The following is a 14,337-nucleotide window of genomic DNA, read 5'->3' as shown; positions in this document are numbered from 1 at the left end:
TTCATCCAATTTTTGCTTTTATTTGATTATAACAAAATATAAGATGCAAGAATCATTCGCTTTTGAATTTCATAATTATTTGAAAAAGTTCTGATTGGTTTTGCATTTGATCTGGAAGATTTTTTTTAGCTCCTCTTTTTAGTTCGGTAACAGCTTCTTCAGCCATATCGAGTCTTTGTGTCATGTTTCCAATAGAACTATTAGTACTATCTTTATTATCAATAGACTCAGCATCAATAATCTCTTCTCCTGTGATTTTTTTCTTATAAAGAGCTATTTCTTTTTCTAATTTATCCATCATCTTTTGAACATCTTTTTTATTATAATTCTCTTTTTTTATTTCTTCTTTAATTTTTGCTATGAGTTCTTCTAATGCTTTTATCTCATCTGTTGTCATTCCTGTTCTCATAACAGATTTAATATCTTCAAATAATTTTTTTATATCTTCTTTTATTTCTTCTTCTGTTCTAGTATCACTTTTATAATTAATTACTTTTGTATCTAAAGTGGAATTCATCTCTTCTTTTTTTACATCTTCATGTTCAAATACAGACATTCCTACTAAATCTTTTTTAAACTTAGATACTTTTTTTTCTAGTTCTTCAACTAAATTTTCTAGTTCTTTTATATTAGGATTATTATCCCTTAACTTTTCTTGTGTTATTTCAAGCATCTCTTTAAATACTTCTATTTCCTCTTTTGTTAAACTTTTTTTTATGACTGATTTTATATCACTTAGAAGTTTATTTATATCTGAAATTTCTCCATTATTAGTTTTTGTATCATTTTTGACATATTTACTTTGTGCTTCATGCAAAGAGTTTTCAAAACTATCTGAGCCTTTTTTACTAGTTGAAGCATTGTGTTTACTTCTTTCTTGATGATAAATATCGCTTGAGTTTGGTGAAATAAGAGTGGTTTTTTTGTTATCTGTATCGATATACATAATAGCTCCTTAAAATATAGTTATATTTTACATGATTTTAAGTAATTTATTCATATCAAATAAGTTGCTTAAGTATTAAATTTATATAATTTAAACTAAAATTAAGCATTATTAATAATTTATAAAGTTATTATATAAAATACTATTTTTCAAAATAGAACCCTCAACAACTTTTGACTATAATTACAAAAAAACTAAGAAGTATAATGAAAAAAAACATATTAACAACACAAATTATCGCAGGAAAATATAAAGGCAAAAAGATAGAACTTCCATCTTTAGATGTTACAAGAAGTTCAAAGGCAAGAGTAAAAGAATCATTTTTTAATGTTCTTCAATTTGATATCATGGATAAAGTTTTTGTAGAGGCTTTTGCAGGTAGTGGAAGTATTGGCTTAGAAGCAGTTTCAAGAGATGTAAAGAAGTCTTATTTTATAGAACTAAATAAAAGTTCATATAATATCTTGGTAAATAATTGTAAGTTAATAGATATAAACATGTGTCAAACAATCTTGGGTGATACTTTTGAACAACTACCTCTTTTATTAAACTCATTAAAAAACTCCAGTGAAGAGCTGATAGTTTATATTGATCCTCCCTTTGATTATAGAGATGGTATGGAAGAGATTTATGAAAAGTCATTTGAACTAGTTAAAGATATAGAAAATGATAATATCATGATGATTTGTTTTGAACATGTTTCAACAGTAGAGGTTCCAGATGTATTAGGAAAATTTGAAAAATATAAGTCTAAAAAATTTGGTAAAACTACACTTACATATTTAAAGTTAGCATAACATGAATAAAGTGGCATTTTATATCTTGGCTTTTTTTGTAGCTATTATTTTTTTTATGCCACTTCTTTATAATGTTTCTGCTTATGAATTAAATCCAAATAAAATATTACAAGCTCCTAGTTTAGAACATATAATGGGTACGGATAGATTAGGAAGAGATATTTTTGCTAGAATTTTAGATGGTGGACAAACTTCTTTAATGATAGGCTTCATAAGTGCTGGTATATCTTCACTTGTAGGTCTTTTTATAGGAATAAACGCTGGATATCTAAAAGGAAACATTGATAAAACTATTACCATAATTATTGACTTGTTTTTGACTTTTCCAACTTTCTTTTTACTGCTTGCCTTGGTCTCTTATATTCAAGCTTCTTCAATTATATTGATTATAGTTATTTCTATAACTGGTTGGATGGGAATGGCAAGAATGATTAGAAGTGAAAGTTTTTCAATAGGAACAAAACCATATATCAAGGTTTTAAAACTTGCCAATGTAAGTAGCCTAAAAATCATATTTAAATATTTCACTCCGCTTTTAGCACCTATTTTTCTTATTTCTTTTACATTTGGAGTAGGTGGGGCTATTTTAGCTGAGTCTGGATTGTCCTTTTTAGGTCTTGGTGTTAATTCTCCTGAGATGTCATGGGGAAGTCTTTTAAGTGATGGAAAAGCAGTACTTGATATTGCTTGGTGGGTGAGTTTCTTCCCTGGTTTGATGATATTTATTGTTACTTTTTGTTTGATGCAAATAAGTGATTTCTTACAAAGTAAAATAAATACAAAAGAGATACAAAAAGGTTAGTTTAGTGTTTGAAGTTTTACTGTTATCATTTGCTTTAGCTATGGATGCCTTTGCTGTTTCTATAGGACTTGGAGTAAAAAGAAAAGAGTTTGATAAAATGTTAGCATTAAGAGCTGCATTGTTTTTTGGTATTTTTCAAGCTTTGATGCCTTTTATTGGTCATATGGCTAGTTTAGGAGTAGGTAGTTTAATAGAGTCAATTGACCATTGGGTTGCCTTTTTACTTTTAAGCTTAATTGGTGGAAAAATGCTTTATGAAAGTTTTGGTGAAAATACAGAAGATGAGATAAGTATTATTACAAATAAGGTTTTACTAATCTTAGCAATTGCCACAAGTATTGATGCTATGGCTGCTGGATTTACTTTGAATTTATTATATTTCAATCCTTACATTTCTATGATAATTATTGGAGTTGTTACCTTTTTATTTAGTTTTGTAGGTGTATTCATTGGCTCAAAAGGTGGAAGCTTTTTAGAAGATAAAGCTGAAAAACTTGGAGGAGTAGTGCTCATAGGTATAGGAGTCAAAATACTTGTTGAGCACACACTATTTTAAATCTTATTTAGTAACTTATCAAGTAAATTAGTACTTAGTACTCTTTTTGCAAAACCTAAAAGATAAGTGGCAATAGTCACATAATATCTAGGTTTTGGTTTTTTGGCTTTCATGATTTTTAAAACAACTTTTGCGACACTACTTGCAGGTAGATTAAAAGGTGTTGTATCTTCTTTACTTTCTAATCTACTTTTTAATTCTTGTTCATATGTATTTCTAAAATAGCTATCTTTTGCATTGATATTTTTATTGAACATCTTAAGTGCGTTTTCTCTAAATTTACTAGTAACTGGTCCTGTGTTTATTGTAGAGATAAAAATGCCATTGTGATTTAGTAGCTCTTGTCTAAATGTATCTGTTAATCCCTCTATGGCATATTTGCTTGCATTGTATGCGCCTCTAAATTTTAAAGAGATAAGTCCAAGTACAGAACTGTGTTGGATTATTTTTCCATAGCCTTGATTTCTAAAGATTTTCATAGCTTGAAATGTAAGTTCATGGGTACCAAAAAAGTTAGTTTCAAACTGCTCTTTTAAAACTTCCGTTGATAAATCTTCTACAGCACCAGGTTGTCCAAAACCTGCATTATTAAAAACAGCATCTAAAGCTTTGTCAAGCTTTAATATTCTTTCCAAAACTTCTGTTATCTCAACACTATTTGTTACATCTAGTTTATAAGAGATAAAATCCAACTCTTGCAACATAAGCACATCTTCTTTTTTACGTGCAGTTGCATAGACCTTGTAACCTTTTTCTTTGAGAAGTTTTGCAGTTTCTAATCCAATACCTGAAGAACAACCTGTTATTAATATATTTGCCATTTTTAACCTATGTTTTTTTATAAGATGCTATTATAACGAAAAAGATTTTACTTCAAAGAGTTATATGAACAAAAAAGATATCAAACTTAAAAACTTACTAGACAATGAAGTTCTTTGTAGAAATAATGAGTGTGAATTAACACTAGAACGTCCTGATCCCTTATTTATAGCAAAAAGACACAATGATGAGTATATATCGCTTATCTGTGCACTTTTTGCCTATGGAAAAGCATCTTTAATTATAAAATTTTTAGATAGTTTAGATTTTTCACTTTTAGATAAAGATGAAGATAGTATTAGAAAAGCTTTTGAAGGATTTTATTATAGGTTTCAAAGCAGTAAAGATATCCAAGAGTTTTTTATAGCATTATCAAGACTAAAAAAACAAACAAGTTTAAATGAACTATTTATAGAAAAGTACAAAATAAATAATGATATATGTGAAGGTATAGATAACATAATATGCAAAATAAATGAAATCAATCCATATACTTCACAAGGCTACAAATTTTTACTTGGCTCAAATTTTAAAAGAGATAAACAAAACAACATAAAACAAATAGGAAATGCCGCATATAAAAGATGGTTTATGTACTTAAGATGGATGGTTCGAAAAGATAACTTGGATATGGGATTATGGCAAGGTGTATCAAGTAAAGATTTACTTATGCCACTAGATACGCACACCTTTAATGTATCAAATAAAATAGGGCTAATAGAGCGAAAAACCTGTGACTTGTACGCTTCTTATTTACTTACCTCAAAGCTAAAAGAGTTTGATAGTGAAGACCCAATAAAATATGATTTTGCACTATATAGAATAGGGCAAGAAAATATTATATAGCCCTTTAATAAGGCTCTTGTTAATTTAAAATTTATTAAAAAGCACACTTTATGCACACTTTTGTATATAAAATCAGATTTAAAGAAGTGTTTGATTAGATAAAATAATTTTTTTATTTTAATTAGATTTAAAAGCTCAATTTTTATTCCATAAACTCTTAAGGTTTGTGGAACTTTGCAGTTTTTACTTTTTGAATACTTTGTGTAACACAGAAAACTACAATGAGTGATTTGTGTTCTAAAAGTAAGAGGTTTTAGGAATAGGTGAACATTTTATTCTTTAACAGTAGTTTATTATGTAGTATTTTAAATATTTTAAACACTTTTTTAGATTTAATATAGCTATATTAAATCTAATACAATCTTACCCACATGCTGTTTTGTCAAAAACTCTTTTTGTGCTTGAATTATTTCATCTAATTTAAATGTTTTTGCAACGAGTGGTTTAATATCTTTATTTTCAATTCTTTTTATAAGGTTAGGAAAAACTTCTGGTTCTATAATTGTACAACCAAAAAATGATAAATCTTTTAAATATAAAGTTCTTATATCTAGCTCTACGATTGGACCTGCAATAGCTCCTGAAACTGCATATCTTCCTTTAGGTTTAAGTACTTCTAAAAATTTAGGCCATGATTTACCAGCAACTAGATCAATAACAACTGATACAGAGTTTTCTCCTAGTGCTTCTACTAAATCATCTCCTCTAGATATAACTTTTGCTACACCTAGTTTTTTTATATCTTCAAATTTTGAAGAAGAACTAATAGCAATAACCTTTGCACCTCTTGCTATTGCTAATTGTATAGTTGCACTTCCAACACCACCTGAAGCACCAGAAACTAAAACTGTATCATCTTTTGTAACATTTGCTCTTGTTAAAAGGTTTTCAGATGTTGAGTATGAACAGGGGAAAGAGGCTAGTTCTATATTGCTATAATCACTGTTGATTTCAAAGGCATGTTCACTCGAAACTTTTGTAAACTGAGCAAATCCACCATCACATTCACTTCCAAAGTACCATGGATTTTCTAGCTGCTTTCCATTTAGTTTTTGTAATGATGGTTCTATTAAAACCCTTTGTCCAATTCTATTTTTATCAATGTTCTTTCCAACATCAACAATAACACCACATACATCAGCACCTTGAATTCTCGGAAATTTCAAAGATTCTCCTGCCCAAGAAGCATCATCAATATTTTCACTTTTAGAGTACCATCCAATTCTTGTATTTATATCTGTATTATTAATTCCTGTAGCTTTTACTTCTACTAAAACTTCATTTTCTTTAATTTTGGGTATTGGATAATTATTGACAATTTCTAATTTGTCATAATCACCATGACCATTTAATAAAACTGCTTTCATAGAGTTTTTAATATTCATTGTGTATTCTCTCTTTTCTTATATTATAGATTTGATTGGTTATAATAAATGAAATTTTAGCAAAAAGAAAAACTATATTAAAGAGGGAACAAAACAATAACAAGGTTACAAAATGGTTCCCTAAGCTTTTATAACTTGCATTTAATCTAATAAATTTTTTTATATTTAGGAAATCAATGTATAAATTTAATAATAAAACTTTTGATTGTTCACTTGAAGCTATCACTTATCTTTTAAGTACTAAGTGGCGTTCTCATATTTTATGGCACTTAACTAGAAAAAAATTAAGGTTTTCACAACTACAAGAAGTAATTCCTAAAATAAGTAAAAAAGCCTTATCTGAACAATTAAGAATATTAGAGAAAGAAGATTTAATAATAAGAAAAGTTCATCCAACAATTCCTCCAAGCGTAGAGTATGAAGCTACACAAAAAGGAAAATCACTAGAGATTATTTTAAATGAACTGATCCTGTGGAGTAAAGAGAATTTAAAAGATTAGAAATGTATTAATTTAAGAACTACTTGTAGTCTAAAAGTGGTCTTTTGACTCAATTTTATTATAAAGCATAAAGTCCTACAACCTGTAAGTTCAACAAAAAGGATTTATTATGAATGTAGGTTATGCAAGAGTTTCAACTGCTGGTCAAAATCTTGAGAATCAAATTAATCAACTCAAGAGTGCTGGCTGTAAAAAGATTTTCTCAGAAAAAAGGTCAGGAAAGAATGAAGCAGATCGTGAACAGTTTAAGATTATGATGGACTACGTAAGAGAAGGTGATGTACTTTATATTACAAAACTTGATAGATTAGCAAGGTCCGTAATAGACTTACATAATACTGCAAAGTTTTTACAAAATAAAGATGTAAATCTCAAAGTATTACATCAAAATATTGATACAACATCTCCAGCAGGTAGACTGTTATTTACAATGTTAGGTGCTATTGCAGAATTTGAACGTGATTTAATAAATGAACGTGTTAGAGAAGGAATTGAAGCTGCAAAGAAAAAAGGTGTTCAGTTTGGTAGAAAAGCTATTCTGGGTACTAAAGAGAAAGATGTTATATACAAGGAACACGAAAAAGGAAAGTCTGTAGCATGGCTATCAAAATTCTTCCATGTTGCTCGTAATACAATCTATAGAGCTATTAAAGATGTATCTAAAAAGAAGTAGTCAATTTGACTACTTCTTTATGTTCAAAAATTCAACTCTTTTTGGAACAAGCTTAACATTAGTAAAAACTGCTCCAAAAGTAAGAGGTTGTTGATAAGGATATTAGGAAAACCTTTATGACTTGAAATAGTGATGTGAACTTATATTAATCTGGGATAAGGACTTTTTTATAATTTTTTAATTCTGCTATAATCTAATATGAAAGATTTAGATAATTGGTTAATAAAATGATAGCAAAACATATTAAACTATCATTTAAACTTTTAAAAAGAAGAATTAATGATATCGTTTTTGGATATTCTAAAAAATATGCAACAAGTTATAATTATGAAGTGAATGGAAAATTCAAATATAGATTATCTCAAGAAATAAACACAAGTGAGTTCTACGAAAATAAAATTATTAATATTCAACTCGCAACAAATAAAATCAAAAAAGTTACTGTACATCCTCAGCAAATTTTTTCCTTTTGGAGAATTGTGGGAAAACCTAGTTGGGGGAATGGTTTTAAAGAAGGTAGAAATATTATTAAAGGAAAGCTTCAAAAGGATTTTGGTGGTGGATTATGTCAACTATCTGGGATACTTTACCACTTGTGTCTATTAACAAAATTAGAGATTATTGAACGACATAATCATTCAATAGATATCTACAATGAACCTTCAAGGTTTACACCTTTAGGCGCTGATGCAACAGTTGTTTATGGCTATAAAGACTTACGGTTTATTAACCCTTTTAACTTCCCTATTACTTTTAATTTTTTACTTGAAGATAACCAATTAACTGCCATACTTATAAGCCCCAAAGAAATCCCCTTAGAAAAGATTCACTTTACAAAAAAAGAAATGCAAAGTACAATAGAGGTTCAAACAACAAATGGACAAGGTAAGGTTATGGCCGAATCAGAGTATAAAAAATCTACAAAAGAAACACCTAAAGAAATTAGTGCAAAACCCACGGTTCCCTCTATCTTAACCAACCTTTTTTCAGGTACATTTATCTTACTTGGAACATTCTATGTTCTTTTTACAGGGCTATTTGATTTTATTTTTTATTCATTTCAAGAGTCAATACTCGCATTTTTTATGGGATTAGGTCTTACCCTTTTAACCATTCTGTTTATTGGCGGTTCACTTATTAACATAAAAGAAGGTCTAAATAAAATTCAACGACGCCAGAATAGTACAGAACCTAATAATATTAAACCTTTTTATTGGGCACTTTTTTTAGGTCTACTTCCTATTGTCTTTAGTTTATGTTTTGGAATGATTGATTTTTATATTGTTCCTATTAATGCGCTTATGCTTTTACCTATGTTGATTATTGTCTTTAGTCCCATAATTTTTGCAAAACTGCTTAAGAGTAGTATTGTCAATGTTTTTTACGGCACACTTTTTTGGTTTATTGTAACAATAGTAGGGGTTTATCTATTTAGATAACCACCCCCTACTTGATTTTATTGTAAAGGCTCAATTTTAAAAGAGCTATCTTCTCGTGTCATTTTAGGTTCACCATACAATAAAAAGTATGCGGCACTTTGTAGACTAGTAATGATTACGTCATTAGGCTGTAGTAACATTCCAGGTTTTGCTCTTAACCCACTATTCCCTCGGTTAATCACAATCTTTCCGATAACATCTTCAATTTGAACAATACACGCTTGTGCATTTGGTTGTGAATAACAAAGTTGTTTTTTGTTATAAGTCTCCTCATTAAAACCAGAGTCATACATTTCATGAATATTCACCAAACTATAAGATTTTAGTTTTGTTCTGATTTCAGTTGCAGGCTTTGGAAAAAATGTTACTTCAGAACTAAAGATATCTTCATTCCCATGTTTTAAAAAATATGCTTTTCCACCTTGTGCATCTAAAGTAAATGGTTTGTCCTCTAATCCCATAACATGAGAATCAGGATTAAACATTTTTTCTCCAGGGTTTGTTTTAATCAGAAGATAACTTCCATTTTTTAATTTACCAACAGGTTCATTATTTAACTGTAGATGCCATGCAGTTGCAGAACCTCTAAATTCATCTTCTCTATATACGTAAATATATGAGCTGTTTTTAGGAACTGCAGCCGTTAAAATACCTTGTGAATTTTTTGAAGGTACACTCATTGATGATTCCCATCCAGAAGAAACACAACCTGTAAATAGGAATAAAACAGATAAAAACAGTAATACTAATCTCATAAAAATATCCTTTTATTCTTATTGTATCATAGATTATGAAATTTTTGTATTTTCTGATATAGTTATAATTGTCATAAATTTTACTTAATCTTGGAGGTAATAAAAATGAAAAAGCTAGTAATTTTATTGATTTTAATTGTCAACCTTTTGGCTAATGAAGCAAAAATGAATTATTACATTGCCTATGATTATATAAAAACTACTAAATCAATAGATATATTAAGTAAAGAATATAAAGAAGCCTTATTATCTAGTGAAAAGGCAGTTAAGTTAGATTCATCAAATGTGGAATATTTACAAACTTATGCAGTATTACTATTACAAATGAAAAGTGTTCCTGATGCTCAAGTTATGGCATTAGAGAGTTTAGGTATGGCTATAGAGATTAGTCCAAATAATGACAAACTAAAACTTTTGCGTATTCAAGCCTTATTTAATCAAGAAGATTATCATGCTACTATCACATATATTAAAAAAGTTTTAGAAAAGAAACCTATTTATATTAATCATGCTTGGTTAATTAATATTTATCTTGCATCTTCTATTCTAGTAGGAGATATTGAAAATAGTGTAAGTTATATGCAAACACAGATAAATATTCACCCAGAGAACTATGGTGCTCATATCATTGCTCTTATTTTATACAATACTTTAGAGAAAGAATACTCAACGGACTTTATAAGACAACAACAATTAATTATCAAAGGACAACTTAAAAGAGTTTATAAAAAATATCAACATCGTTTAGATGATTCTATTAAGAAGTATATTGAAAACCTTTTAAAAGATGAATTATCATGAAAAAGTTTATTAAATGTTGTTTGATAGTTTGTTCTTTAGGGACATTAAATTCATATGCTTTTATAGAACAAATGAGAAAAGATTTAATCAAAAAAGATGAAGCATTAGAAAAAAAATATGCTATTAAGATACAAGAATATATAGACTCTGGTGAAAAGTATGAAGGTAAAAAGGTTCAAGGTGAGCTTAAAAAATACAGTTTAAAGAGAAAAGAAATATTTACTGATGCAACTAATAAAGATACTAGACATGTTGAAATAAATGAAATTGAAAGAAAATTTAAAGGAAAAATACAAAATACTGGAAGTAATCCTAAAAATCCCCTTGCTGATGTTGACTTTGCTGCTTCAAATAAAGACAGTTATCAAGAAATCAAAAAATACTATGCCGATAAAGGTTATACTGTAGAGGATGAAGGATATAAACTTGAGATTGTGGAAAATGATACAGTTGTTTGGGCTAATGAAGAGAGTTTAACACCAGAACAAAGAAAATTAAAACTAAAAGACCATGATTCTTATAATACAACAGGTGGACAACATTCTACTGGTGTAAGGAACAATAAGATTCAATCTAGTATTCATGGTGCAGTACTTGACCCAGAAAGTAAAATGATTCATTCACTTCCAGAAGGTAATGATGGGAAATTTGATGTTAAAACTTATGGAAAAGGATTTGCAAAATTACAAGAACAAGGCCTTGGGATAAATGAAATACAGACTCGAGAAATTGAATATATAGGAAAAGATGGTAAAAAGAAAAAACAAAAAATTAGAGTCTTACAAAAATCTTTAAAGGTTAAAACTGATTTATATAATAAAGCGAAGATATTACAAAACTATGGAAATCCTGTTGAAGCAGGTATTTATGAAATCACTGATTCTAAAAAAATCAAAAAAGAGAAAATGGATGCTTTTATTCAAGAGACACTAATTGAAACTGAAAAGACAAAAAATATTGCAAAACAAAAGGCTCAGAAAAAAAACGTATATCGACAAATACTTATTGATAGTGTGAAAGAGCCTAATCTTAAACAACGTATGCAAGAAAGACTTGATTTAAATAAAGAGTCAAGTAGGCAAGTTGAAAAAAGTAATCAAAAGGATTTGTCAAAAACAAATTATGACAAGAGTAAGATAAAAACAAACCCGATAGTTAGAAAAAATACACGTGTAGCTGGATTTAGTGCAGCATCATTTTTAACATCTGCATATCAACTCTCCGAAGATGCAGAAAAAATAAAAAAAGAGGGTGGTAATCGTTTTATTGAAATTACTGATAAAGATACTATTTTTTCACGAAATGCAAAAGCATATGGAAGTGCAATGGTTGAATCAACTCCTTTTGGTGGAGCATGGAATGCAGGTGTACAAGCAGAAGCAGAAGAGAAACAACGAATTTTGGACGCTACAAAAAAAGGTAAATCTGTAAACCCTGTTGTAAGTATGGCTCGTTCAACTGGATATGGATTGTGGTATTTAGCCAAAGGAATGGTAACAGGAACATTTGAATATACCAGTGAAAAAGTAGCAAAGTTGGCTTGGGAAATTAAACTTACGAATGATGAATATGAGGTAGAAAGAAAAGCTATTGAACAAAGTATTAAGACCGAAGAAAAACTGGTTTTATTAAAAAAGAAAAAAGAGTTAGATGAGAAAAAAAAGAAAAGAGTAATATTTTTTGAAGATGATGAAAGTATCTTAGAAAAAGAGAATGCGTTTAGAAAGAGTATGGATAATCAAAGAGAAAGAAAGGCTCAATCTGATAATTATAGAGCCAAAAAATCTTTACAATCAGCTACAATTAGAGCAGGACAGGAAAGTGATAGCTTTAAACAAGCTTTTAGAGATACAAGTGATGCGTTAAATAAAATGGGAGAAGAATATACTAAACAAATGGCTCAAATACAAGCGCAAGATGCTCTACGAAGAGAAGCGAACAGAAAAGCTTTTGATACAACTGCTTTGATTAGAAAACAAAACCAACAGATGCAGCAACGAAACTTAAATATACAAGCTTCAAATGGTTTTGGAGGAAAATATGCCGATACTCATGCGCAAGGTCTACAAAGTTCCAAGATATCAAGACCCAAAAGAAATTATGAAGCAGTAGGGACACTCAATAATAAATCAAAAATGATTTTAGGAGAGACTCAAACTAAAAGGCTAGCATATAAACCAACTATTAAAGAAACATTTAAAAAACCTGAACCAACAGTAACTAACAATAAACCTAAAATCAAAAAAAAGTACTGTGGTTATGATATCTCTTCAAGTGGCAAATGGAAAAGAGAATATGGAGTAAGTGCACGTGCAATAGTTAAAAGAGATAAAAAAATTCTTGGAAAAAATTCACATTTTATTACATTTCATTATATTACACCTAAAGATTATTGTAAGAAAAGTTTTGAAGAAGTATATTTAGGCAATAACATATTTGAAAAGAAACGATGGTATAAAAATGGTAAAATCCAATTTCATTATAAAATAAAAATAATTGATGGTAAAGAACGTACTCTTCTTCATGATGAATGGAATAAAAGTGGACAACGTACTCATCATTATACAGGAGGGAAAAAATGAAAAAACAGTTATTAATAGCTTTAGCTATTTCATTACTATTCATAGGCTGTGGAGGAGTTAATGCACCCATTGCTCAAAAACAAGTTTCAAAAAGGCCATCTTTGATATACCAACCTACAGGAAATCAAATGCAAATGAAGTACCCACTTAATGTTGGTGTTTTAAGGCTAAATGATAAAAGAGTACTTCCTTTTTATTCTAAAGATAACTTTTTTCAAGAAGAGGACATTCAAGGCTTAAGCCAACTCACCTATCTTGAACTTAAACGAAGTGGTCTATTTGGAAGTGTTAAGTATATCAATGAGACTTCACCTGTACAAATCACGGATGAATTTTTACAACAAATGAACCAAAAACATAATGTCGATATGATTTTTATTTTTGATGTCACTGCCTTTAACCTTTTTAGAACCAAACAGGGTAAAGCAATGACTTTTGCATTGTCCGTCAAAGACAACCATAGGGATTATGCCAAAGGGGCATTTACTATGGAAATCTTCTCAAGTATGGTTGGTCAACTGATTTATTATGATGGTGGTTATGTTGTTTGGAGTGGAGAAGTTAAACGTGCGAATAAAATGGCTGTAACCCAAGGTGATATTTCAATGAGAGATTTATCTGTTTTAACAAACGATACGCTTCGGCCAATGTTTAATGAACTTAAAACACATATTAAAACAACAGGAAAAAGGATGTCAGTACAATGAAAATAATATTAACAATATTACTATTTTTTGCATTTAGCTATGCAACAGATGAAACAAAAAGAATGAATTTAATTAATATTCCTTTTAAAGAAGCTTCAATGCTTGAAGGTTATTCATCATTTATGAATGTAGATATTCATACAAAAACAATTAATGAGAATGAACAAGAAAGCTATTTTGATGAGGATTTAACTTCTGATAATATATATGCTGTATTAGCACGAATTACTAATAACAGTCAAGAAAAAGTTTTAGTTTATACTATGGATGCTAGATTAAATAATGATGTATTAGCTTTAAATCTCCAAACAATAATAGAGCCTTATCAAAAAAATGTTGCTGCAAAAGGTGCTCTTTGGGGTACCATAGGAAATGTCATTAGTTTTGGTATGAGAGTTGCAAGTGGTGCTGATGATAAGGAGGCTGCAGAAGCACAGGCATATATGGAAGAGATACGAAATGAATTTTACAAAAAAAGTTTAAAAGAAACACTCCTTTATCCTGGTGATACAACGTCAGGCTTTATCTTTTTTGATAAAAACAAGATAAGTGACAACAATAATTTTAGTGTTCAAATGCAGTTTATGAATTCCCTTCAAAGATACACTTTAGAATCGTCCATCTTAAAATAATAAAAGTAGAAGTACATTGAAGTACTTCTATTTAAATTTTTTATTACAATTTAGTATAGTTTCCATACTTCTTAAAAATGTAAGCAGATAAGTGTTT

General features: G+C 29.1%; 15 protein-coding genes. 11 read left to right on the top strand and 4 right to left on the bottom strand.

Features of this window, described 5'->3' with window-relative positions; translation table 11 throughout:
• Positions 1–52: 52 nt before the first annotated feature.
• A complete protein-coding gene (locus tag ACNI28_RS01465; protein WP_419765089.1) occupies positions 53–946 on the bottom strand; it encodes a hypothetical protein in 894 nt (297 codons plus the stop codon).
• A gap of 206 nt (positions 947–1,152) precedes the next feature.
• Between ACNI28_RS01465 and rsmD the strand changes: the two genes are divergently transcribed.
• From rsmD to ACNI28_RS01450, 3 genes are read left to right on the top strand one after another with little or no spacing between them, the layout of a single operon-like run.
• A complete protein-coding gene (gene rsmD, locus ACNI28_RS01460; protein WP_419765087.1) occupies positions 1,153–1,743 on the top strand; it encodes a 16S rRNA (guanine(966)-N(2))-methyltransferase RsmD in 591 nt (196 codons plus the stop codon).
• A 1-nt stretch (position 1,744) separates the two neighbouring features.
• Positions 1,745–2,545 carry an ABC transporter permease gene (locus ACNI28_RS01455; RefSeq protein WP_419765086.1) on the top strand — a complete coding sequence of 267 codons (801 nt, stop codon included), beginning with the start codon at positions 1,745–1,747 and terminating at the stop codon, positions 2,543–2,545.
• Positions 2,546–2,549: 4 nt separating this feature from the next.
• Positions 2,550–3,101, top strand: a complete 552-nt coding sequence (locus ACNI28_RS01450) for a manganese efflux pump MntP (RefSeq protein WP_419765084.1) — start codon at positions 2,550–2,552, stop codon at positions 3,099–3,101.
• Here the strand turns inward: ACNI28_RS01450 and ACNI28_RS01445 are convergent.
• On the bottom strand, positions 3,098–3,922 hold the full coding sequence (locus ACNI28_RS01445; RefSeq protein ID WP_419765082.1) for an SDR family NAD(P)-dependent oxidoreductase: 825 nt from the start codon (positions 3,920–3,922) through the stop codon (positions 3,098–3,100). The two genes, ACNI28_RS01450 and ACNI28_RS01445, sit on opposite strands and share 4 nt — an antisense overlap.
• Before the next feature lie 64 nt (positions 3,923–3,986).
• Between ACNI28_RS01445 and ACNI28_RS01440 the strand changes: the two genes are divergently transcribed.
• Positions 3,987–4,766: a TIGR02757 family protein gene (locus ACNI28_RS01440; protein WP_419765081.1), complete on the top strand. Its 780-nt coding sequence runs from the start codon at positions 3,987–3,989 to the stop codon at positions 4,764–4,766.
• A gap of 341 nt (positions 4,767–5,107) precedes the next feature.
• Here ACNI28_RS01440 and ACNI28_RS01435 read toward each other — a convergent pair whose 3' ends face one another.
• Entirely contained in the window at positions 5,108–6,151 is a 1,044-nt protein-coding gene (locus ACNI28_RS01435) for an alcohol dehydrogenase family protein (protein ID WP_419765080.1), read from the bottom strand.
• A 176-nt stretch (positions 6,152–6,327) separates the two neighbouring features.
• Here ACNI28_RS01435 and ACNI28_RS01430 point away from each other — a divergent pair, with 176 nt between their 5' ends.
• From ACNI28_RS01430 to ACNI28_RS01420, 3 genes are all read left to right on the top strand, one after another.
• Complete coding sequence (locus ACNI28_RS01430) at positions 6,328–6,651, top strand: winged helix-turn-helix transcriptional regulator (protein WP_419765079.1); 324 nt, start codon at positions 6,328–6,330, stop codon at positions 6,649–6,651.
• A gap of 109 nt (positions 6,652–6,760) precedes the next feature.
• Complete coding sequence (locus ACNI28_RS01425) at positions 6,761–7,324, top strand: recombinase family protein (RefSeq protein ID WP_419765078.1); 564 nt, start codon at positions 6,761–6,763, stop codon at positions 7,322–7,324.
• Positions 7,325–7,551: 227 nt separating this feature from the next.
• Positions 7,552–8,763, top strand: coding sequence for a VanW family protein (locus tag ACNI28_RS01420; RefSeq protein ID WP_419765077.1), 1,212 nt, complete (start codon positions 7,552–7,554; stop codon positions 8,761–8,763).
• Positions 8,764–8,780: 17 nt separating this feature from the next.
• On the opposite strand, the gene ACNI28_RS01415 is transcribed toward ACNI28_RS01420, so the two are convergent.
• The gene (locus tag ACNI28_RS01415) at positions 8,781–9,518 is read right to left on the bottom strand and encodes a DUF2846 domain-containing protein (RefSeq protein WP_419765075.1); all 738 of its coding nucleotides are present in this window, start codon (positions 9,516–9,518) and stop codon (positions 8,781–8,783) included.
• Positions 9,519–9,623: 105 nt separating this feature from the next.
• Between ACNI28_RS01415 and ACNI28_RS01410 the strand changes: the two genes are divergently transcribed.
• From ACNI28_RS01410 to ACNI28_RS01395, 4 genes are read left to right on the top strand one after another with little or no spacing between them, the layout of a single operon-like run.
• Positions 9,624–10,319, top strand: coding sequence for a tetratricopeptide repeat protein (locus ACNI28_RS01410; RefSeq protein ID WP_419765074.1), 696 nt, complete (start codon positions 9,624–9,626; stop codon positions 10,317–10,319).
• A complete protein-coding gene (locus tag ACNI28_RS01405) occupies positions 10,316–12,901 on the top strand; it encodes a hypothetical protein (RefSeq protein ID WP_419765073.1) in 2,586 nt (861 codons plus the stop codon). The genes ACNI28_RS01410 and ACNI28_RS01405 overlap by 4 nt, the downstream gene beginning before the upstream one ends.
• Positions 12,898–13,608, top strand: coding sequence for a hypothetical protein (locus ACNI28_RS01400; RefSeq protein ID WP_419765072.1), 711 nt, complete (start codon positions 12,898–12,900; stop codon positions 13,606–13,608). The genes ACNI28_RS01405 and ACNI28_RS01400 overlap by 4 nt, the downstream gene beginning before the upstream one ends.
• On the top strand, positions 13,605–14,240 hold the full coding sequence (locus tag ACNI28_RS01395; protein WP_419765071.1) for a hypothetical protein: 636 nt from the start codon (positions 13,605–13,607) through the stop codon (positions 14,238–14,240). The genes ACNI28_RS01400 and ACNI28_RS01395 overlap by 4 nt, the downstream gene beginning before the upstream one ends.
• The last annotated feature ends 97 nt before the right edge of the window (positions 14,241–14,337 follow it).

Origin of the sequence: Arcobacter denitrificans (SeqCode) (assembly GCF_048571185.1) — a bacterium.
GTDB classification, from domain to species: Bacteria; Campylobacterota; Campylobacteria; order Campylobacterales; family Arcobacteraceae; genus Arcobacter; species Arcobacter denitrificans.
The sequence above is the reverse complement of the archived record's forward strand: the minus strand, read 5'-3'. Positions and strand labels throughout refer to the sequence as shown.